This window comes from Aquimarina sp. AWH4_224 (assembly GCF_056160245.1).
Map to the genome: position 1 here is coordinate 1 of NZ_JBSWWU010000010.1, position 18,917 is coordinate 18,917.

The following is an 18,917-nucleotide window of genomic DNA, read 5'->3' on the forward strand; positions in this document are numbered from 1 at the left end:
TTGATGATTACAGTAGTGAGGCAGAGGCGGAGTATTATTTTCGATATGCTCAGACCTTAAAAGCTGCCGAGCAATATGATCAGGCCGATGTGTACATGAAGAAGTTTACCGAGCTGGCCAATGATGATAATCGAGTTAAACTATTTGGAGATCAACCTAATTACTTAGAAAGGATTGATTTTCAATCAGGTAGATTTGATATAGAGAACTCTTCTATCAATTCCTCGTTTACGGATTTTGGTACTGCCTTTTATGATCGTTTTGTAGTTTTTGCTTCCTCCAGAGATACCTTGATATTTAAAAAGACAGTACATCAATGGAATAATGAGGCCTTTTTGGATTTGTTTCAGGCAGAATATGATCCTACCAATGGAGAGTTATCCGAGATCAAGAAATTTAACGGTACGATCAACTCAGAGTTTCATGAGTCTACCCCGATCTTTACCAAAGATGGGAGTACGGTATATTTTACCAGAAACAACTACGTAAAACGTAAGTACGGTAAGGACAAGAAGGGAACCAATAAGTTAAAGATCTACCGATCGTATAAGAACAGTCAGGGAGGATGGACTACTCCACAGAGTTTATCCTTTAACAGTGATGAATACTCTACAGCCCATCCGGCTTTGAGTATAGATGAACAGACCTTGTATTTTTCATCCGATATGCCGGGAGGTAAAGGATTGTCGGATATCTATAGTGTAGCCATCAATGGAGATGGTAGTTTTGGAGAGCCAAAGAACTTAGGAGATACGATCAATACTGAAGGAAAGGAGACCTTCCCATTCATCAGTAAGAATAATGATCTTTATTTTGCATCAAATGGACATTTAGGATTAGGAGGGTTAGATGTTTTTGTAACTCGTTTAAACCCACAGACCGAAGAAGAAGCTTTGGTGGTTAATATCGGTAAGCCGGTCAACAGTCCCAAGGATGATTTTGCTTTTATCGTAGATGATGAATCCAAACGAGGTTATTTTTCTTCGAACCGAGCAGGAGGGATAGGTAGTGATGATATCTACAGCTTTTTACAGTTAGAAGACCTGCGTAAGTTTTGTAAGATTGTTATAGCCGGATTAGTGACAGACAAAGATACCAACGAGCCACTTACAGGAGTAAAGGTATCGGTTTATGACAGTGCCAACAACTTGATCGAAAGTGTAGAAGTAGGCGAAGACGGGAAGTATACTACCGATGAGTTGGAATGCAGTACCAAATACTTTGTAAGAGCCGAGAAAGAGGAATACACCACCACAGAAAAGCTGGTTACTACCCCAGATACCAAACAGACCCTTGATGTTCCTTTAGCATTAGAGAAGAAGATCAAATCAGCAGGAGTTGGGGATGATCTGGCCAAAGTATTGTCCTTAAAACCGATCTATTTTGATTTTGATCAATCTTATATCAGAGAAGATGCTAAGATAGAATTGGCCAAAGTGATCGAGGTGATGGCTCAATATCCACAAATGAAGATAGAGGTACGCTCACATACGGATAGTCATGGTAATGATGATTACAACTTGTACTTATCCGAGAAGAGAGCCAAGTCTACGGTTGATTATATGATCGGCAAAGGTATTTCTGCAGATCGTTTGAGTGGCAAAGGATATGGAGAAACCGAACCGGTTAATGACTGCGGTAATGATAGCAAATGTACCAAAGATCAATATCAACTCAACAGAAGAAGTGAGTTTATTATTTTGAAATAAAAACGATAACCCAAAAAGAGTTACAAAAGGCACCTTATTCGTTAAGGTGCTTTTTTGTTTTAAGTTAATTGTACTATATTGAAAGAATAACGTTCATAATAGTAGGGCGTTTTTTGGTAATAAGTTCATTATGAGGTTAGAAAGCGATTCAGTGTTAAAACCTTCTTATTCATAAAACAAATACTACTATGATTTTGTAATTTTGACACAACAAAAAAATTAATGAAAGAAGAAGAAAAAGTCATTTTGGTCAACGAAAATGATGAGCAAATTGGATTGATGCCTAAGCTAGAGGCGCATGAAAAAGCATTACTTCATAGAGCCTTTTCGGTATTTGTTCTAAATAGCAAAAACGAATTGATGCTTCAGCAAAGAGCTCATCATAAATACCACTCTCCAGGATTATGGACCAATACATGTTGTAGTCACCAAAGAGAAGGAGAAACAAATATAGAAGCAGGCACCCGAAGATTACAAGAGGAAATGGGGTTTGTCACTCCACTACGTGACTCTGTGTCTTTTATCTATAAAGCTCCCTTTGATAATGGATTGACAGAGCATGAGTACGATCACGTACTTATTGGTGAATACGAAAAGGATCCCGTAATTAATTCTGAAGAAGTTGCAGATTGGAAATGGATGCCTGTAGAGGATGTCAAAAATGACATTATGATGCGTCCTGAAACTTATACAGAGTGGTTTAAGATTATATTTGATAAATTTTATTCGCATATTACATTATGAGAATTAAAGCATGCAGAAAAGCTCATTTTAATGCAGCACATAGGCTATATCGTAAGGATTGGAGCGCTGAAAAAAACCAGGAAGTATTTGGAAAATGTAATAATCCAAGATACCATGGTCATAACTATGAGCTAGTGGTTGGAGTTATTGGAGAAATTGATCCGGAAACGGGGTATCTCATTGATCTCAAAATTTTGAAGGATCATATTAAATCTGAAGTTGAGGATTATATGGATCATAAAAACTTGAATGAAGAGGTTGAAGAATTTGCTTCGCTAAATCCTACTGTAGAGAATATTGCAGTCGTTATTTGGAACCGACTACGTAAAAAAATAGATGAGAAGTTTGATTTGGAAATAACACTATATGAAACTCCTCGTAATTTTGTGATTTATACAGGACAATAACATGGCGTTAGAAATAGGAGATAAAATACCAGTGTTTACGGCAAAAGACGATTCAGGAGAACTAATAAGCAGCACCGATTTGATTGGAGGAAAGCCTGTAGTATTCTTTTTTTATCCCAAAAACTTCACGCCGGGTTGTACCAAAGAAGCTTGCGCTTTTAGGGATAGTTACGAAGATTTTAAAAGTATGGGAGCCGAGGTAATCGGGATAAGTTCAGATAGTGTTTCTTCTCATACCAAATTCAAAAACAAATACCGTTTACCATTCACTTTTTTATCAGATGCCAATGGAAAACTAAGAAAGTTATTTGGAGTCAAGTCTGAATTATTGGGGTTGTTGCCGGGCAGAGAAACTTTCGTAATCGATAAAGAGGGTGTGGTACGTTTAAAATTTAATAGTATGAATGCCTCAAAACACTTGGGGAAAGCAATGGATAAAGTAAAAGAATTGACTACGATTTGATCGAAAATCGTAATTTTACATCATAAAACAGATATAATTATGGCAAATAAGAGAGATCTCAAAAAAGATATCAATTACGTATTAGGAGATATTATCGAAGAAGTATATGCTTGGGAATTAGAAAACCCAGGAAAGGATAATAAGGCAGGAGAAGCTATTATTGATGAAGCTATAGCTTCTTTTGACGGTTTTATAGAAAGAATGAATGATAAAAAAGTGGAGAATGCTTCAAAGCATTTTAAAGCGATTCGAGAAGACTTAGAAAAAACAGCAAAAGGATTATTGGATAAAGTAAATTCATTATAATTTTTTTGAAAAAGTATTTGCAAATATCATTAGAGCAATTATATTTGCAACCGCTTTTGCCGATATAGCTCAGCTGGCTAGAGCAGCTGATTTGTAATCAGCAGGTCGTGGGTTCGAGTCCCTCTATCGGCTCAATAAAAAAAGCTCTAAACATTGTTTAGGGCTTTTTCTTTTGGTGATATTTTTTACTGATTTAGCGAATCTATGGTCTTTTCAGCTTCTTCTTGCTGTTTCTTTCGCTTTTCTACATAGGCTATAAGTTGTTTACCGTACAAAGATTTTTTTACCCTTGGGCTAAGAGATTTTGCCACAGTGTCCAAATACTTAATGTTAGCGTCATAGATCTCGCTAAGGGTAACATAGGGTGCTACTTCTAATTTTTTATTGTAAACCGCAAAATTAATGGTGTACAGATACTTTTGACGTAAAAGCTTTTTGTAAGCCTCATCGTTTTCCATCAACTTTTCATCATCTTTTTGTTTGGTAGCCTCAAAATCTTCCTTCATTAGCCGAAGGTTACGTTGATTAAAACGTTCCAGCATTTTCTTGTACTCTTGATATTTTTCCTGGTTTTTTCCACCAGTTATTTTCACATCAGTTTCAAAGTCTTGTAGTGTAGTTTTGATCACTATTTCTCCTGGTTCTGCAAAGAAGTCAATACGATCGTTGTACTGAGTACCATCATCTTTATCCAAATATAAGTAGTGTATTTCTGGTTCTTCTACATTAGACTGCATTACAAATTCTGAGTTTCCTTCAATAACTACCGAATCTACATTCACCAATAAAGTGTCTTTAATCTTTTGCAGATATAATGTCCCTTTTTTTAACCCATCAATGTTTCCAGAAATAACAACATTTCCCTCTTTTTTAGGAGAGCTGCAATAGGTTAATAATAGTACTGTAATTAATAAAAAAGGAATTCTTTTCATGCGTTCAAAATATTCAATTAAATGGGTTACAAAGATGCAGATTTTATTTGAAATAAATAGGGCTTATTCCCTTTTCAGTCTTCAATGCTCTATCTTTTTAGAGGGAGTTTTAAGTACTTTGTATGTTTATCCTTTTGACGCGATTTCCATCAATATAGTACATAAAATAGCCCCATATGTACCTACGACATACCCAAAAACCGCTAATAGCACTCCAACAGTAGTTAATGAAGGGTGAAAAGCGGCCGCAACTACGGGAGCAGAAGCAGCACCACCAACATTAGCCTGGCTACCTACAGCTAAAAAGAAATAAGGCGCTTTGATTATTTTGGCAACAAAAATCAATAATAGGGCATGAATAGACATCCAGACCAAACCAATGGCTATTAATCCTGGGTTTTCAAAAATCATCCCCAGATCCATTTTCATTCCGATAGTAGCAACCAGTATATAAATAAAAATACTTCCTAATTTACTGGCACCAGCACCTTCATATTTTTTGGCTTTGGTATAGGATAAGGTAATTCCTATAACGGTTGCAATGGTTACCATCCAGAAAAATTTGGAAGTAAAAGAGGATAGTGCAGAGCTTTTATCGTTAAAAATTTCAAAGTTATTGGATAACATTTTAGACATTCCGTCGGCACCCCAATGAGATAATCCTACTGCGGTAAAAGCAATAGCTAGCATGACAATGTAATCTGTAAGCGATGGATTTCTAGTGATGCTGTCGGCATAAGTGGATACTTTTTCCTTTAGCGATTCTATGGCTGTGTTATCAGCTTTTAACCAGCGATCTATTTTGTCGCTTTTTCCGATTCCGATTAATAATAGAGCCATCCAAACATTGGCAACTACAATGTCTACCAAAACCATCCCACCATATTTGTCGGGATTATATTGATAGATTTCTAACATAGCTGCCTGATTTGCACCTCCACCAATCCAGCTCCCTGCAAGAGTAGATAATCCTCTCCATACGGCATCAAACCCAGCACCTCCAACAGTTTCTGGGGATACCAGAGAAATTAACAAGATAGCAACTGGTCCACCGATAACAATTCCTAGAGTACCAGTCAAAAACATGATAAGTGCTTTAGGCCCGAGATTAAAAATTCCTTTTAAGTCGATACTTAAGGTCATTAACACCAATGAAGCTGGTAAAAGATATCTACTTGCGATAAAATATACATTTGAAGATTTTTCTACCAATTCACCATCTGCATTTAGTTCACTCCAGTGAGGAGAAATAAGCCCAACCGAGTTAAAAATGGCGGGTAATAAATAGCAAAGTAAAACTCCTGGTACTATTTTGTAGAAAGATTTCCAGAAACCTTTGTCGATCGATGAAGTATAAAATACCAAACCTAAACAAAGCATCAAAATTCCGAAAACTATGGTGTCATCAGTAAAAAAAGGAGAATTTTCCATTGGAGAAGTGTAATTTTTGATAATAGCCCACAAAATACACTATTTTATAAAAGCTCAAACTGCATTTTACGAAAAATTATTAGTCGTTGATCCAGCTCTTTAATAATTTTATTTGCTGTTCTGAAGCATCAGGAATTTGCTCAAGAATGGTTTTTTGTATAGTGGGCTTGATGACCTCGGTCTGTAAAGTCATTTTTTCTGTTCCTCGTTTAATTTCAAAAATAACAGTGTCGCCCAATTTCCATTGATTAGAATCTCCAAAAAGATCATAAATGTTCTTTACTTGATATTTTTTATCATTGATACTCAGCAGTACATCACCACCTTGTATACCTAAGTTTTTCAAGAAATTGTTATACTTAGTGTTAGATTCAAAAATAATCTCATTACTATCTTCAGAGGCTTTTACTAGTGGTTGTTGCCCATCTATAAAATAGGAAGAGTTTACTGTCTTTTCGCCAAATTGAATACCCACTTTGTTCAAATAGTAATTATAATCGATAGGGGTATTATTAACGACATGATTTTCTAAGAAATCGCCTACTTCAGGATAAGAAAACTCGCGAATTGTCGGGATCAGTTCATCATCATCAAAAGGATTTTGACTGCCATATTCCTGAGATAGATTGTGAATAAGGTCTACAATTCCGTAAAGCCCATCGCTCTTTTCTCGCATCAAAATATCAATACACATAGAAATCAAAGCTCCTTTTTCATACACATTGCGATAATTCTGTCGGTAAGGCTCCTTTAAGATGTTTTTACTCATTTCGGTAAAAGACCAGGAATCATCAAACTGTTTTGAAATTTCAATTTTTTCCAACAGTATTTCCATAAATTCTTCTTGCCCGATAAGTCCTTGTGTAATTTGAAAGATGATTGAAAAATACTCGGTAGTTCCTTCATACAACCATAAATGTTTTGACATTTTTGGCTGGTTATAATCGAAGAAATGGATCTCTTTGGATTGAATACTTAACGGAGTTACAATATGAAAAAACTCATGAGAAACGACATTAATTAGGGATTCAGTTAATTTTGCCCTTGTGAGCGATTCTGGCAAGACCACTACGGTAGAGGTGTCGTGTTCCAAAGCCCCAAAACCAGAAGCATCGTTTGGTTTGGTAGTCGATAGGTATAATAAGATGCTATATTTTTTTGTGGTATTAATGTTTCCAAGGAAATTACTTTGAGCTCTAATCATACGCTCCATTTGCTCCGTAAAACGCGATGCTTTGTGTATTTTATTAGGGGAGTAGATGCTTAATAATATTTCAATTCCATTTGCAGTAAAGGTAACCCGATCGGGGACAGAATACATAATAGGAGTATCTGCTACATCGGCATATCTATTAAAAATAAAGTAGTCAACGTTGAAATTGATATTTTCTGAAGAATCTCTAGGTTCAACTTCTGTGGCAGAGGTTGAAGCTTCTAAATGAACAGGATGTTTTATAAACAGACGATACTCGGTTTCTTTCATCTCAGAAAAATACCCGACAAAAGCATACAAGTTGAGAATGAAATTTTTGTCCTGATCTATATTCGTTCCGGTGGGAGAGAATATTTCGTGTGTATTTTCTATATCAAAGGTATCGTTGACCAGATATGTGATTTTTGCTAGTTGCCGAACGTTATTGATTTTCCATTGGTTATGCCCAACTTTTTGAACAGATAAGGATTTTCCTTCTTTATCAAAAGCTTCAAAACTTTCGATATACTTACCATAATTGTTATTTTGATAGGTGCCGGGAACGATCTTGGGTAAGAAATAACTTATGGTATCGGCATCTATACTTTCGGTCCTGATTTCTATTTTTACCTTATCATCGATAATTTCATAAAGATCGATTGAAGCATTGATGGGTGAATAATGTTTGATTGCTGTAGAAGAAGATTCGGCCGATTTACACCCAGGTAAAACAATAACGCATAGTATTGTTAATACAAGGATAGGTATAAATCTATAGTTCTTCTTCACAATTATAAAATGTTATTCTTAATATAGGTGGCTACACCATCTTCTTTTCCAGCCAGAGTTACTGTATCTGCAATTTGTAGCACCTCTTTTTTGGCATTGGCAACGGCTACACCTGTGCCTACTGCCTTTAGCATTTCCATATCATTATAATTATCACCAAAAGCTACCGCATCAGAAATCGGAATATCGAAATGCGTATCTAATAACATTTCAATGGCAGTCAATTTAGAAATGCTTTTGTGGGCTATTTCTATATAGGTTGGCTTGGATCTATAGAGATGTAAATGGTTACCAAAGGTACTATTTAAATAGTTGAAAACCTTATCAATCATTGGTTCTTCTCCCATGCACATAATTTTATGAGCTCCTTTATTACCATCTCTCCAGGTATCAATAACTCTCGAAGTGGATTTCACTTGAGGTACTACTTTGGTATTACTCGCCTCTCTGTTTGCCCAAAAATCCATTTCAGGAACATACCATTCATCCTCATAATAAAGGCTAAGATGCACTTTGGTGCTAGCGTTGAAGATATTTAGTTTTTCGATAATATCTACAGGGATTACTGTAGAATGTATGGGTTGTTGATCTACCAAAATTAATCCTCCGTTATAACAGATTAGTGGTTGATCGACAATACCAAGCTCATTTTGCAAATGAGTCATTGCACTGGGCATCCTAGAGGAAATTAAAATTACCGGGATTTGATTCTTTATTCTTTGAACTTCGGAAATGGTGAACGATGAAAGCTCTCTTTCTGGATTTAATAAAGTTCCATCAATGTCAGAAAATACAATGCGATTTGGCATTAGCAGTGGTTGAGATTTGGGTTGATCCAAATTAAGATAATAATTATTCTTTTACAAATTTAACGATACTGTTTAGAACTTCGGGCATAATTTTTCTCCAGGCTTCGTTGTAAGATTTGTAACTTTCGAGACGATCCCCCTTTATTTCCTTTAGGATATGATTCATATTCGAAATAATAGCATAGGTGGCTTGGGGTGAAGCCTCTTTAAGTTTTTCAGATTGGGAAAGCTCAACTTGTATGTCTTTATCTCCATGTACAATCAGAATAGGAATATCCAAAGCTGCTATTTCTTGTTTAGGATCGTATTTCATCCACGATTTGATAAAGGGTTGTAAATCATATCTGAAAATAGACTCTAATGCCGGATCATATCCAACAGCTCTTCCGTTTTCCAGCAATTGTCGAAATGCAACTGCAGCATTTTTCTCTAATCCAGGAGCTTGTTTGGCGATTTGCTCCACAATTACTTCGTCCAGAGGATCCGCATTTCCAGCGATAGAAATAAAACCATCTGCTCTTTCTTTTGCAGCGATCATTCCAATTAATGAGCCCTGACCATGACCAACTACCATTACCTTGGTATAGGCATCATTTCTTTTGAAGTAATCAATTATTGACTTTGCATCCTCGACAAAATGATCAAAAGATATTTCATGCTCCTTGATACCCAGACTTTCCATCTTAAAAAGCCTCTTGTCGTATCTAAATGTTGCAATTCCTGACTTGGCTAAATCGTAGGCTAGTTTTTTGAAGGTATCATTCTTAGACATTCGGTCGTTGCCGTCTCTATTGATGGGCCCCGCATCCATAATAAAGATGAGAAGAGGGGATTTTTTGTCGGAATATGGTGTAACTAAAGAACCTTCAACATACCTATTGACCTTTACGATGGCTGAATTATACTCTTTTTCCTGAGCAGAACAAATACAAATGAATAATGAAAAAATAAGTATAAACTTTGACTTCATATCTGGGGTAGTATCTTTAGATTTATATAGCAAACGTTAAATACTTCATCATATTTTGATGTACAAAATAAAACAACCTACAATGCACGGTTTAACCCTAGTCATATTTTAACGAATCACTAACATACCCTTTTTTTATCTTTGCCGCAAAATATTGAAACATGAATCTGAAAAATAAGCTTGTACTTATCATATTATGTATTTCTTCAATTACAATTACCGCAAAAGACGATTGGGGTAAAACCGGTCATAGGGCGACTGGAGAAATAGCGAGCAATTATCTTACCAAAAAAGCAAAACGTAATATTGCGAAAATATTGAAGGGGCAAAGCCTAGCTATGGTGTCTACTTTTGCTGACGATATTAAAAGTGATGCAAAATACAAAGAATACAGTCCTTGGCATTATGTGAATTTTCCTTTTGATAAAAAATATGGAGAAGAAACGCCAAGCGAATACGGGGACCTGGTACAAGGAATACAAAAATGTGTGGAAGTGTTAAAAAATGATGCTTCATCGATAGAGGATAAGGAGTTCTATTTAAAAATGCTGGTGCATTTTGTTGGGGATTTGCATCAACCTCTGCATGTCGGTAGAGGAGAAGATAAAGGAGGTAATGATATCCAGGTAAGGTGGTTCAAAGATGGATCAAATTTACACCGGGTGTGGGATAGTAATATGATCAATCATTTTGGTATGAGTTATACAGAATTGTCTAAGAACGCTACCTTATTTTCTGATCAGCAAATTCAGGAAATCAAAAAAGGTACCGTTTTGGATTGGATTCAGGAATCTCAGGATTTAGCCAAAAAAGTGTATGCTTCTGCTAATGTGGGTGAAAAGCTCGGATACAGATATATGTACTATTATTTTCCTACGCTGCATGCTCAATTGCAAAAGGGAGGAATCCGACTTGCGGTAGTACTCAATGAAATTTTTGGATAAGTCGAGATCAGCTTAACGCCAATTCTTTACGATACTGTTTGGGAGACATTGCAAAATGCTTTTTAAAAGTTTTTGTTAAGTGACTCTCATCGGTATATCCTAATTGGTAGGCAATCTCTGCAATGGTAAACTCAGTATGTTGTAATCGGTATTCAACCAATTTCATTTTATACTTGGTCACATATTGATGGATAGATTCTCCTGTTTTTCTTTTGAAATATGTACTAATTGAACTTTGAGACATGTTGAACTTGTTCGCCAAAAAATTGATTTTGGTAAGATCATTATCATATACATGTTGCCGGATATGACTTAGTATTTGATCTATTTTCGAATGATTAACAGTAATCTCTCTTTTGTTTGAATTGTACTTTTCGGAAATATTACGGACAATGATACTTAATATGGTACTGATTGCGTTGGAGATGATTTCCTGATAGTAAATCTTTTCATTTTTGAATTCTTCCAATACCAAATTATGAATGTCCCAAACGATACTTCGATCTTCTTCATGGCAGATCACATCCCCAGGAATAATATTTGGATGGTGTAGCAATTGTTCTATACGTTGTAACCAATACTTCCTGTCGGGGAGATTAACCTTACTAGAAAATAAAAGTTCAGTGAACTTAAAATAAGTGAACTTGGTATGACTTTCGATTTCAAAGTGATGTGTGTCTTCTGGAGCCAATAGGAAAATATCATTTTCTCTATATGGAAACCTGACATCATTAATGGTATGATACCCATTTCCTTGTTCAACAAAAATTATTTCGAAATAATTATGATTGTGAGGTTCCGCTTCCCATTCATCGATAGAATATTGGTGTACCACAAAGGTTTCATGCAATGTATAGCGGTTCATAAACAACTTTTTATATCTAAAGTTACAAAATAAAATCAATATTTTAACATTTATTTTTTACAAGTAAATTTCAACGAAACCATTTGATTTTGTTGATAAAGAGGTAGTTAGATGATTTTTGTACAAGTTATTTAGCAAAAAGTACAAGAGATTATGAACCCCTTTCTAGTAATTTTGTCCTCCGTTTTTTTAAACACCTTCACATGAAACTCAAAATTTATTTATATCACTTTACCAGGATCGCTTTCGGTGCTTTTTTGGTCGTGTATAGCACTTATAATGTTATCAAGTATTCGGGGTATCTAGATCGACTGGATGGCTACTTCGGTTCAGTTTCTTTGTTTGATAATAAGGTGTTGGAAGCGTTGGCTCCTCTGGTTCCTTTTGAAGAGTTTGTAATTGGCTTTTTCTTGGTATTAGGAATGTTTACCAAACATGTATTAAAAATATCGGTGGTATTGTTTGCTTTTTTTACCCTATTTCTTTGGGATGCAGGTAGAGAAAGTTGTGCATTTATCCACTTGCTTTGTTGTTTGGTGTCATTGGTGTTGTTGAAGAAGGATAATTATGACCTAAGGTCAAAAGATTACACTGAAGATTTTTATAGGTTAACATAGTAAAAGACAATCCCTACAGATAGGATTTTTTCATAAATTGATTTTTGTTTGATTCAAAGCCCTTGCCGCCCCCTGGTAGGGGTTTTACTTTATCACTCTAAAGGTCAAATTGATCCGAGAAGAAATCTTTTTTTTTGTTTTAGGAATTTGATGCAGCCAATTTTCTTGAGTTGCCCCCTGCATAACTAATAGACTACCGTGTTGCAATTTTACTTTTAGTTTTAGATTTTTGTCATATCTGTGTTTGAAATGAAACCAACGCTCCTCACCAAAAGTGACAGATGCAATTACTGGATGTTGTCCTAGCTCTTTTTCATTATCTGCATGCCAACCATTACTATCGCTCCCATCTCGATATAGATTTAATAGACAGGTGGTGAATTCAGTATCGCAAGTGTTTTCGATACTATTTTTTATTGATAACAATTCTGGAGTAAAAGCTTTTGGATGCATGGTGATATTTGAATATCGATACGGCTTTGTATTATCGGCATAAAGAGCGGTGAGCCTGGGTTGCATATAGGTTTTCCCGAAAATAGTAATGGGATCTTGTTGCCAGGCTATGGTCTTGGTAAGTTGGTCATAAAAATGAGAAGACTCCTCATCGGTGAAAAAAGCAGGATAGTACCACACATCTGCATCTTTCATATCTAATTGTATTGGATCCGAGTTATTGGGAAAAAGTAATGGTTCCATTTTTATACATATTGATACACCCAGTAGATAAGGGCAAATTGTAAAAGCAATCTAAGAATCAACACCCATTTCGGAAGATTAAGTCCTGCTTTTTTATTGATCAACATATGGACATGCACCGGAAAAAAAAGAACTAGCATAATGATGATTAACAATAAAGAAAATATTCGGGTATTCTCAAAAATTAACCCTACACCTGCTAAAATTTCAAAAACACCGCTGAGGTACACCCAAAATTTATGATAGGGTATGTAAAGTGGCATTATTCTCATAAAAGCTTTGGGTCTGATAAAATGAAAAATTCCTGCTATTATAAATATGAAAGAAAGTACGTATAAATGCCAACTCATTATTTAAAATTAAGTGTTAATTAGGATTAAAGGTAAAAGATACTACAAAATTAATTTACTAAATATAGGTATGGACATAAAATGAAAAACCCCTTCGCATACTAATGGCAAAGGGACTAGATCGTATCTCGAGTTGTAGAAATTACAAGGAAATTTCTTTCGAATTATCAGGAGTCTCAAAGATGGCACCTTCATCTTCAAGGAAAGTGATATCTGTAATGGTGGCCTCACCAAGCTTTTGAGTCATCCCTTTATCTTCCTGCCATCCATAAAATTCCCAGTAGGTGGCAAAAGGTATTCCTTCTACCATTTCGAAGTTTTTATATTGTATGGCATGCGGATCTTCTTCAGCTTTGGAAATATCATCTCCACTTCCAAAAGTAACGATATACGCTGCAGCTTTTAGCGTATTCTTTTCAGTATCCGAATAGATGACATACCAATCTTTTGGAGCATCTCCTGTCCCTGGTTTAAAAGTTAGTTTGGCAGTATGATGATCAACCCCGTCCAAGGGCATATCATTTTTTAATTCCCATTGGGTACCGGGATCGTTTAACTTATAAGGTAACCCAAAGAAATAGGTCCAGGTAAACATATCAAACCTTGCTCCTCCGGCAGTAGCATCTTCAGGGCATAAAAATACTTTTTCACCATTATAAATAAGCTTCGTCTCATCTTTTTTGTCAATTCTGATTTTTGTAGAATTGGTGAGCATAGTAATCTTTCCATCCAGATGCTCCTTACCACCAAAGATGATGTTGATATTAAAACTGATGGCTTTATGCTTTAGGAAATCACTTTTTTTATGTGCTTTTTCAATGCTGCCGATAAAACTATCGGTAATGGAAACTGCTCCATCCCCAATACCTTCGTTGGGTTCAACCGGGATAGCTTCTTTTTGAGTTTCTGAAGATTGGTCAGTATTGGTTTCTTCTTTTTTGGTTTGATTACAACTTATAAGAATAAGGGCAACCACCAACATATATAATTTTTTCATAGATAGTTAATTTGTGTTACTCGAGTAAAAGTACTAAAACCAAAAAATGAACAGTAATATTTGGGAAAAATGTAACACTCCATAATATTCTAAGTATATATGATAGAAGTTTAAGGGTGATTTGAAGTGTTGGACTTTTTGATATTTAGTAATTGGTAAGTTTTATGTTAAAAAGTAAATAGAATGTAACAAATTCTAAATGATAAGTACTTATGGTATTAGAAACACACATTTTTCTTTATAAATCAATCAATATGAGAACAAAATCATCTACAGTTTGGAGCACGTTTTTAGTGCTTTTATGCTTGTCTTTTGTGCCGATACAAGCGCAAGAAGTCACAGGAACCTGGAAAGGTAAATTATCTGTACAAGGAGCCGAAATACCTTTGGCATTTCACATCGAAAAAAAGGATGGGGCTTTGGCAGCTACCATGGATAGTCCTTCTCAAGGAGCTACGGGACTTCCGATGGATAAAGTACTATTAGAAAATGAGCAATTAACATTAGTATTCAAAAAGGCTGGTATCAAGTATGTAGCAGCAGTAGCACCACAAAAATTAAAAGGAACTTTTTATCAAGGCGGAATGGAATTACCCTTAGAAATGGAAAAATCTGAAAAAACAATCCCTGGTAATCCAGAATTGGTTACCTCTGATGCAGAATTAATAAAGTTGGCAGACCTGGATAAGGGAGCCTACGGGTATTCTGTAGAGGATTATTTTGCAAAACCAAAAGCCAGAACGTTTCGTTTCTCTCCAAATGGGAAATACCTTTCGTATAGAGAAAAGGACGAGAACAAAAAGAACCATGTATACGTAAAAGAGATTGCTTCGGGCAAAGTAACTCGTGTTATTGAAGAGAAAGAAGAGTTAATCAGAGGATATGGTTGGGCCAACAACGGTCGTCTGGTATATGTAATGGATAAAGGTGGTAATGAAGATTATCATTTGTTTGCAGCCAATATCGACGGATCTGATCAAAAAGAGCTGACTCCTTATGAAGGTGTACAGGTAAATATTTTGGAAGGGTTAAGAGAAGATGAAGATCATATGATCATTTCGATGAACAAAAACAACAAACAGATTTTTGAACCTTACAAGATCAATATTGTAACAGGAGAAATCAAACAGTTGTTTAAAAATGAAGATGCTGCTAATCCTATTGCTGGATACAATTTTGATAAGGATGGAAATTTAAAAGGGTATGCCAAGATTCGTGACGGAGTGAATTTTGATTTCTACTATGCAAAAAATGAAGGGAGCTACGAAATCATTAAGCAATTAAACTGGAAAGATACGTTTTCGATCTTAAACTTTGACTATTCAACAGATAATCCGCATGATGCGTATATCGTATCTAATTTGGATTCTGACAAGTCTGAAATTTATCTATATGACTTGAAAGAAGATAAGGTGATCAAAAAGATATTCTCCAACGATAAGTATGATGTGTCTAACCTTTCAGTTTCTAGAAAAAGAGGATACGAATTAGATTATTTCTCTTATCAAGGTGAGAAAAGAGTAGTAGTTGCGGTTAGTGATTACTACAAGAAACTACATGCAAAAATTACAGCAAAGTTCCCGGATCACCAGTATAGGATTGCAGATAAGACAGACGAAGAAGATAAGTATCTAATCTTCTTACAAAGTGATAAGTTATACGGAGTATATTATTCTTATGACACCAAAACCGAAGAGTTCAAGTTGTTGTATAATTTGATGCCACAACTTAAAGAGAATGATATGGCAGAGATGAGACCGATTACTTTTACTAGTAGAGACGGGCTTACCATTCATGGATATATCACTTTGCCAAAAGAAGCCTTACAAGGTAAGAAAGTGCCTTTGGTAGTAAATCCACATGGAGGACCACAAGGAATCCGCGATTCTTGGGGATTTAATCCAGAAGCTCAATTATTTGCCAGTAGAGGATATGCAACACTTCAGGTGAACTTTAGAATCTCAGGTGGATATGGAAGAAAGTTTTTGGAGTCTGGATTTAAGCAAATTGGTAGAAAAGCGATGGATGATGTAGAGGACGGATTAAAATATGTAATCGAGCAAGGATGGGTAGATAAGGATAGAGTAGCGATTTATGGTGGAAGCCATGGAGGATATGCTGTGCTAAGAGGATTGACCAAAACTCCTGATTTATATACTTGCGGTGTAGACTACGTAGGGGTTTCAAACTTATTTACCTTTATGAAAACGATTCCTCCTTACTGGAAGCCTTATTTAAAGATTATCAAAGAAATTTGGTATGACGAAGATGTAGCTGAAGAAAAAGCCATCATGGAAGAAGTATCTCCTGTGTATCAAATTGGTAAAATCAAGAAGCCATTGTTTGTGGTACAAGGAGCCAATGATCCAAGAGTAAATATCGATGAATCAGATCAGATCGTAAAAGCCTTACGTGATAAAGGATATGATGTACCTTATATGGTTAGATATGATGAAGGACATGGTTTCGGAAAAGAAGAAAACTCTATTGCGATGTATAAAGCAATGATGGGATTCTATGCAAAACATTTGAAAAAAGAACAAACAAAGCCTGTAAAGGGATAAATTTAGTCTTAATTTTGAGTGAAAAGCCTCCTGTAACTTGGGTCAGGGGGCTTTTTTTATGCATTTTCTTCAAATTCTGGACAGTCCAGACGAATATCTTTATCAGAGAGCGTAGTTTTGATCAGATTGCAATAGTGATCTTCTTTATTTTTTTGATAAAACTTACAACCAAAACAAGTACGTTGAACAGATAAAATACCCGTTCTATTTAGTTTATAGATCAAAGTATTTATGGTAGATAATAGAGATTCTTGCTTTTCTTGATCAAATTGAGCTACCTGAGTTCGAATAGGGTTTGCAAAATGTTCTGTAGCCGAAACTGTTTTTTTTCCCTCTTCTGTCAATGCTATAAAATAACTTCTGCTATCAACCAAGGTTTTATGTTTGCTAATCATCCCTTTTTTTTCGAGAGCTTTTACCGCATCGCTTATCGTAGGCTTGGTTAAGTTAAACTCTTTTGCCAAATGACTAACCGTGCATAAATGTTCCTTGTGATAGGCAATAAAAATTAGAATTTGTATTTGAATGGGACTTAGGCCAATGGTCTTGGCGTACTCCCAAAGTAACGCTCTAAACGCTTCCGAAATGCGTTCTAAACCCACAACAATTTTGGAAACCGTGTCGGTATTCTGAAAAGTAATATCAAAAATGCTTTTATCCATATGTTTGCAACTTCACCAACAAGAAACACAAATTTCTTATTGGCAAAGTTAGTGATCCTAATTATTTTGGAGATTATTAATTACAGTTTTCCATTTCCAGGATATAATATCCTTTCGTTTCGATCTGTGCTATCATTTCTTCGGAAGCTACAGCAATATGACAAAACCTACATTCTTTTGAGGTTAAGCTACCAGTTTCAAAAGATTTTGTTCTTAAGTAGGTTCGACCAAACTCAAATATTTTTTCTTCATCTGTTAAGGTATCCGATACCAAAATATCAAAGTGCATCACAGCTCCATCGTTTCTTTGTACATAGGTGTCCCAAACGGCTATTTCCATAGTTATCTTATTTTAATGTTACTTGATAGGGGAGTGAAAGGTCTTTACTGAGCACACTGTATACTTCATATACCCCTAGCATAGGTTTATTTTTTTTTTCAGTATTTACTTGCATATATGCAGCTACTGCGTCAAACTTAAAATCGGTTTTGTGATTCATTCTATAATCAGGAATGACCACTTTAATCTTATTTCCTTTGGTAGTAACCTGAAATCCTGGAGAGTCCATGTACATGGGCATGCCGGGATTAGTAGGAGGTAGCTTCACAGAGGTGTCATTTTTGTCAAATTGTTTTACAGCTAATCCTCCTTCTACGCGCTTATCCTGATGTAGTACCACCCAATGAGGATGCCATACGATTCCATCATTGTCATATATACTATCTGTGTTTTCATCCCACAGTGGAGTATCGTCAAAATCTGGATGTGAGGTTAGGGCCAACGCTACAATACCATCGGTTGCACTAAAACCTACATCGGAGGGTTGTAAGGTGGTGGGGAATACATATCCCAGAACAGGCGCACCATGCAATTGTCCGGCAGGAGTAGGAGTGGTTTTACCCGCATTTCCTGATACTGTAATTTCCCAAATAGTGCTAGAAATTTCTTCGCTATGAATAACAGAAGCTTCCGTTATTTTGAGATCGTCATTATTGTACTTTTTACAATCATCGCATGCGTATAAAACATTCGATAGGATTAAAAGTATACTTAAGGATAATAGTTTCATTACTTTGATATTTAAAGGTTACATATATAGTTAGGATTCTTTTTAATAAGGAATCCTAACTATAATCATGAAAAAAATTAAGCCTTTACATCGGCTATAGCAGCTCCAAAGTTGATGTGCAATACATTTCCGTTTGGAGTTAACAATGCAGGTACAGATTGTACACCTGCTTTTTCGGCAGTAGCTATTTGTGACTGGTCTTCTCCCAAATGAACAATTTCTACGTTTTCGTTACCAATAAGGTGTACAAGATCTTGTTCGGCGCTAACACATACCGGGCAACCAGCATGATAAAAAATTGATTTACTCATAATGTTATTTTTTTCGTTTATTAATTCGATACAAATATAGTAAGGAATCCTAACTAAAAAAATATTTTTACTTTTTTTAACATGATTAA

At 35.5% G+C, this 18,917-nt stretch carries 21 protein-coding genes and 1 tRNA gene; 9 read left to right on the forward strand and 13 right to left on the reverse strand.

Annotated features, from left to right (window positions below; genetic code table 11):
- The 6 genes from ACXAGJ_RS18595 to ACXAGJ_RS18620 all read left to right on the forward strand — a co-directional run.
- Positions 1–1,709: OmpA family protein (locus ACXAGJ_RS18595; protein WP_474841866.1), on the forward strand; the 1,709-nt coding region annotated here is incomplete at its 5' end.
- Between the two features lie 222 nt (positions 1,710–1,931).
- The gene (gene idi, locus ACXAGJ_RS18600) at positions 1,932–2,453 is read left to right on the forward strand and encodes an isopentenyl-diphosphate Delta-isomerase (RefSeq protein WP_474841868.1); all 522 of its coding nucleotides are present in this window, start codon (positions 1,932–1,934) and stop codon (positions 2,451–2,453) included.
- Positions 2,450–2,860, forward strand: coding sequence for a 6-pyruvoyl trahydropterin synthase family protein (locus tag ACXAGJ_RS18605; RefSeq protein ID WP_474841870.1), 411 nt, complete (start codon positions 2,450–2,452; stop codon positions 2,858–2,860). The genes idi and ACXAGJ_RS18605 overlap by 4 nt, the downstream gene beginning before the upstream one ends.
- 1 nt (position 2,861) lies before the next feature.
- Positions 2,862–3,323, forward strand: a complete 462-nt coding sequence (locus tag ACXAGJ_RS18610) for a peroxiredoxin (protein ID WP_474841871.1) — start codon at positions 2,862–2,864, stop codon at positions 3,321–3,323.
- A 39-nt stretch (positions 3,324–3,362) separates the two neighbouring features.
- A complete protein-coding gene (locus ACXAGJ_RS18615; RefSeq protein WP_073315282.1) occupies positions 3,363–3,629 on the forward strand; it encodes a hypothetical protein in 267 nt (88 codons plus the stop codon).
- A 58-nt stretch (positions 3,630–3,687) separates the two neighbouring features.
- Positions 3,688–3,761, forward strand: a tRNA-Thr gene (locus tag ACXAGJ_RS18620).
- 53 nt (positions 3,762–3,814) lie between these two features.
- Here ACXAGJ_RS18620 and ACXAGJ_RS18625 read toward each other — a convergent pair.
- The 5 genes from ACXAGJ_RS18625 to ACXAGJ_RS18645 form a co-directional block, all read right to left on the reverse strand.
- A complete protein-coding gene (locus ACXAGJ_RS18625; protein WP_474841873.1) occupies positions 3,815–4,561 on the reverse strand; it encodes a DUF4369 domain-containing protein in 747 nt (248 codons plus the stop codon).
- A 126-nt stretch (positions 4,562–4,687) separates the two neighbouring features.
- Entirely contained in the window at positions 4,688–5,992 is a 1,305-nt protein-coding gene (locus ACXAGJ_RS18630; protein ID WP_474841875.1) for a DUF819 family protein, read from the reverse strand.
- A 79-nt stretch (positions 5,993–6,071) separates the two neighbouring features.
- Complete coding sequence (locus ACXAGJ_RS18635) at positions 6,072–7,973, reverse strand: M61 family metallopeptidase (protein WP_474841877.1); 1,902 nt, start codon at positions 7,971–7,973, stop codon at positions 6,072–6,074.
- Positions 7,974–7,975: 2 nt separating this feature from the next.
- Complete coding sequence (locus ACXAGJ_RS18640; RefSeq protein WP_474841879.1) at positions 7,976–8,782, reverse strand: Cof-type HAD-IIB family hydrolase; 807 nt, start codon at positions 8,780–8,782, stop codon at positions 7,976–7,978.
- A 43-nt stretch (positions 8,783–8,825) separates the two neighbouring features.
- Positions 8,826–9,752, reverse strand: a complete 927-nt coding sequence (locus tag ACXAGJ_RS18645; RefSeq protein WP_474841881.1) for an alpha/beta hydrolase — start codon at positions 9,750–9,752, stop codon at positions 8,826–8,828.
- 161 nt (positions 9,753–9,913) lie between these two features.
- Between ACXAGJ_RS18645 and ACXAGJ_RS18650 the strand changes: the two genes are divergently transcribed.
- The gene (locus ACXAGJ_RS18650; RefSeq protein WP_474841883.1) at positions 9,914–10,696 is read left to right on the forward strand and encodes a S1/P1 nuclease; all 783 of its coding nucleotides are present in this window, start codon (positions 9,914–9,916) and stop codon (positions 10,694–10,696) included.
- A gap of 7 nt (positions 10,697–10,703) precedes the next feature.
- On the opposite strand, the gene ACXAGJ_RS18655 is transcribed toward ACXAGJ_RS18650, so the two are convergent.
- Entirely contained in the window at positions 10,704–11,561 is an 858-nt protein-coding gene (locus ACXAGJ_RS18655) for a helix-turn-helix domain-containing protein (RefSeq protein ID WP_073315277.1), read from the reverse strand.
- 203 nt (positions 11,562–11,764) lie between these two features.
- Between ACXAGJ_RS18655 and ACXAGJ_RS18660 the strand changes: the two genes are divergently transcribed.
- Positions 11,765–12,178, forward strand: a complete 414-nt coding sequence (locus ACXAGJ_RS18660; protein ID WP_474841885.1) for a hypothetical protein — start codon at positions 11,765–11,767, stop codon at positions 12,176–12,178.
- An 84-nt stretch (positions 12,179–12,262) separates the two neighbouring features.
- Here the strand turns inward: ACXAGJ_RS18660 and ACXAGJ_RS18665 are convergent, their stop codons facing one another.
- The 3 genes from ACXAGJ_RS18665 to ACXAGJ_RS18675 form a co-directional block, all read right to left on the reverse strand.
- A complete protein-coding gene (locus ACXAGJ_RS18665) occupies positions 12,263–12,874 on the reverse strand; it encodes an alpha-ketoglutarate-dependent dioxygenase AlkB family protein (RefSeq protein ID WP_474841887.1) in 612 nt (203 codons plus the stop codon).
- A 2-nt stretch (positions 12,875–12,876) separates the two neighbouring features.
- A complete protein-coding gene (locus ACXAGJ_RS18670) occupies positions 12,877–13,224 on the reverse strand; it encodes a DoxX family protein (RefSeq protein WP_474841889.1) in 348 nt (115 codons plus the stop codon).
- Positions 13,225–13,366: 142 nt separating this feature from the next.
- The gene (locus ACXAGJ_RS18675; RefSeq protein WP_474841891.1) at positions 13,367–14,221 is read right to left on the reverse strand and encodes a hypothetical protein; all 855 of its coding nucleotides are present in this window, start codon (positions 14,219–14,221) and stop codon (positions 13,367–13,369) included.
- A 254-nt stretch (positions 14,222–14,475) separates the two neighbouring features.
- Between ACXAGJ_RS18675 and ACXAGJ_RS18680 the strand changes: the two genes are divergently transcribed.
- Entirely contained in the window at positions 14,476–16,785 is a 2,310-nt protein-coding gene (locus ACXAGJ_RS18680) for a S9 family peptidase (RefSeq protein WP_474841893.1), read from the forward strand.
- 56 nt (positions 16,786–16,841) lie between these two features.
- Here ACXAGJ_RS18680 and ACXAGJ_RS18685 read toward each other — a convergent pair whose 3' ends face one another.
- The 4 genes from ACXAGJ_RS18685 to ACXAGJ_RS18700 all read right to left on the reverse strand — a co-directional run bounded on the left by ACXAGJ_RS18685 (position 16,842) and on the right by ACXAGJ_RS18700 (position 18,828).
- A complete protein-coding gene (locus ACXAGJ_RS18685) occupies positions 16,842–17,447 on the reverse strand; it encodes a MarR family winged helix-turn-helix transcriptional regulator (RefSeq protein WP_474841895.1) in 606 nt (201 codons plus the stop codon).
- Between the two features lie 76 nt (positions 17,448–17,523).
- Complete coding sequence (locus ACXAGJ_RS18690; protein WP_474841897.1) at positions 17,524–17,787, reverse strand: DUF2024 family protein; 264 nt, start codon at positions 17,785–17,787, stop codon at positions 17,524–17,526.
- A gap of 7 nt (positions 17,788–17,794) precedes the next feature.
- Positions 17,795–18,517: a hypothetical protein gene (locus ACXAGJ_RS18695; protein WP_474841899.1), complete on the reverse strand. Its 723-nt coding sequence runs from the start codon at positions 18,515–18,517 to the stop codon at positions 17,795–17,797.
- A gap of 77 nt (positions 18,518–18,594) precedes the next feature.
- Positions 18,595–18,828 carry a thioredoxin family protein gene (locus ACXAGJ_RS18700; RefSeq protein WP_474841900.1) on the reverse strand — a complete coding sequence of 78 codons (234 nt, stop codon included), beginning with the start codon at positions 18,826–18,828 and terminating at the stop codon, positions 18,595–18,597.
- Between the last annotated feature and the right edge of the window lie 89 nt (positions 18,829–18,917).

Coding starts and splice junctions, on each gene's coding strand:
- ACXAGJ_RS18680 (WP_474841893.1), top strand. CDS start 14,476: ATGAGAACAAAATCATCTACAGTTTGGAGCACGTTTTTAGTGCTTTTA.
- ACXAGJ_RS18685 (WP_474841895.1), bottom strand. CDS start 17,447: ATGGATAAAAGCATTTTTGATATTACTTTTCAGAATACCGACACGGTT.
- ACXAGJ_RS18645 (WP_474841881.1), bottom strand. CDS start 9,752: ATGAAGTCAAAGTTTATACTTATTTTTTCATTATTCATTTGTATTTGT.
- ACXAGJ_RS18615 (WP_073315282.1), top strand. CDS start 3,363: ATGGCAAATAAGAGAGATCTCAAAAAAGATATCAATTACGTATTAGGA.
- ACXAGJ_RS18640 (WP_474841879.1), bottom strand. CDS start 8,782: ATGCCAAATCGCATTGTATTTTCTGACATTGATGGAACTTTATTAAAT.
- idi (WP_474841868.1), top strand. CDS start 1,932: ATGAAAGAAGAAGAAAAAGTCATTTTGGTCAACGAAAATGATGAGCAA.
- ACXAGJ_RS18650 (WP_474841883.1), top strand. CDS start 9,914: ATGAATCTGAAAAATAAGCTTGTACTTATCATATTATGTATTTCTTCA.
- ACXAGJ_RS18695 (WP_474841899.1), bottom strand. CDS start 18,517: ATGAAACTATTATCCTTAAGTATACTTTTAATCCTATCGAATGTTTTA.
- ACXAGJ_RS18675 (WP_474841891.1), bottom strand. CDS start 14,221: ATGAAAAAATTATATATGTTGGTGGTTGCCCTTATTCTTATAAGTTGT.
- ACXAGJ_RS18605 (WP_474841870.1), top strand. CDS start 2,450: ATGAGAATTAAAGCATGCAGAAAAGCTCATTTTAATGCAGCACATAGG.
- ACXAGJ_RS18630 (WP_474841875.1), bottom strand. CDS start 5,992: ATGGAAAATTCTCCTTTTTTTACTGATGACACCATAGTTTTCGGAATT.
- ACXAGJ_RS18655 (WP_073315277.1), bottom strand. CDS start 11,561: ATGAACCGCTATACATTGCATGAAACCTTTGTGGTACACCAATATTCT.
- ACXAGJ_RS18670 (WP_474841889.1), bottom strand. CDS start 13,224: ATGAGTTGGCATTTATACGTACTTTCTTTCATATTTATAATAGCAGGA.
- ACXAGJ_RS18665 (WP_474841887.1), bottom strand. CDS start 12,874: ATGGAACCATTACTTTTTCCCAATAACTCGGATCCAATACAATTAGAT.
- ACXAGJ_RS18690 (WP_474841897.1), bottom strand. CDS start 17,787: ATGGAAATAGCCGTTTGGGACACCTATGTACAAAGAAACGATGGAGCT.
- ACXAGJ_RS18700 (WP_474841900.1), bottom strand. CDS start 18,828: ATGAGTAAATCAATTTTTTATCATGCTGGTTGCCCGGTATGTGTTAGC.
- ACXAGJ_RS18625 (WP_474841873.1), bottom strand. CDS start 4,561: ATGAAAAGAATTCCTTTTTTATTAATTACAGTACTATTATTAACCTAT.
- ACXAGJ_RS18660 (WP_474841885.1), top strand. CDS start 11,765: ATGAAACTCAAAATTTATTTATATCACTTTACCAGGATCGCTTTCGGT.
- ACXAGJ_RS18610 (WP_474841871.1), top strand. CDS start 2,862: ATGGCGTTAGAAATAGGAGATAAAATACCAGTGTTTACGGCAAAAGAC.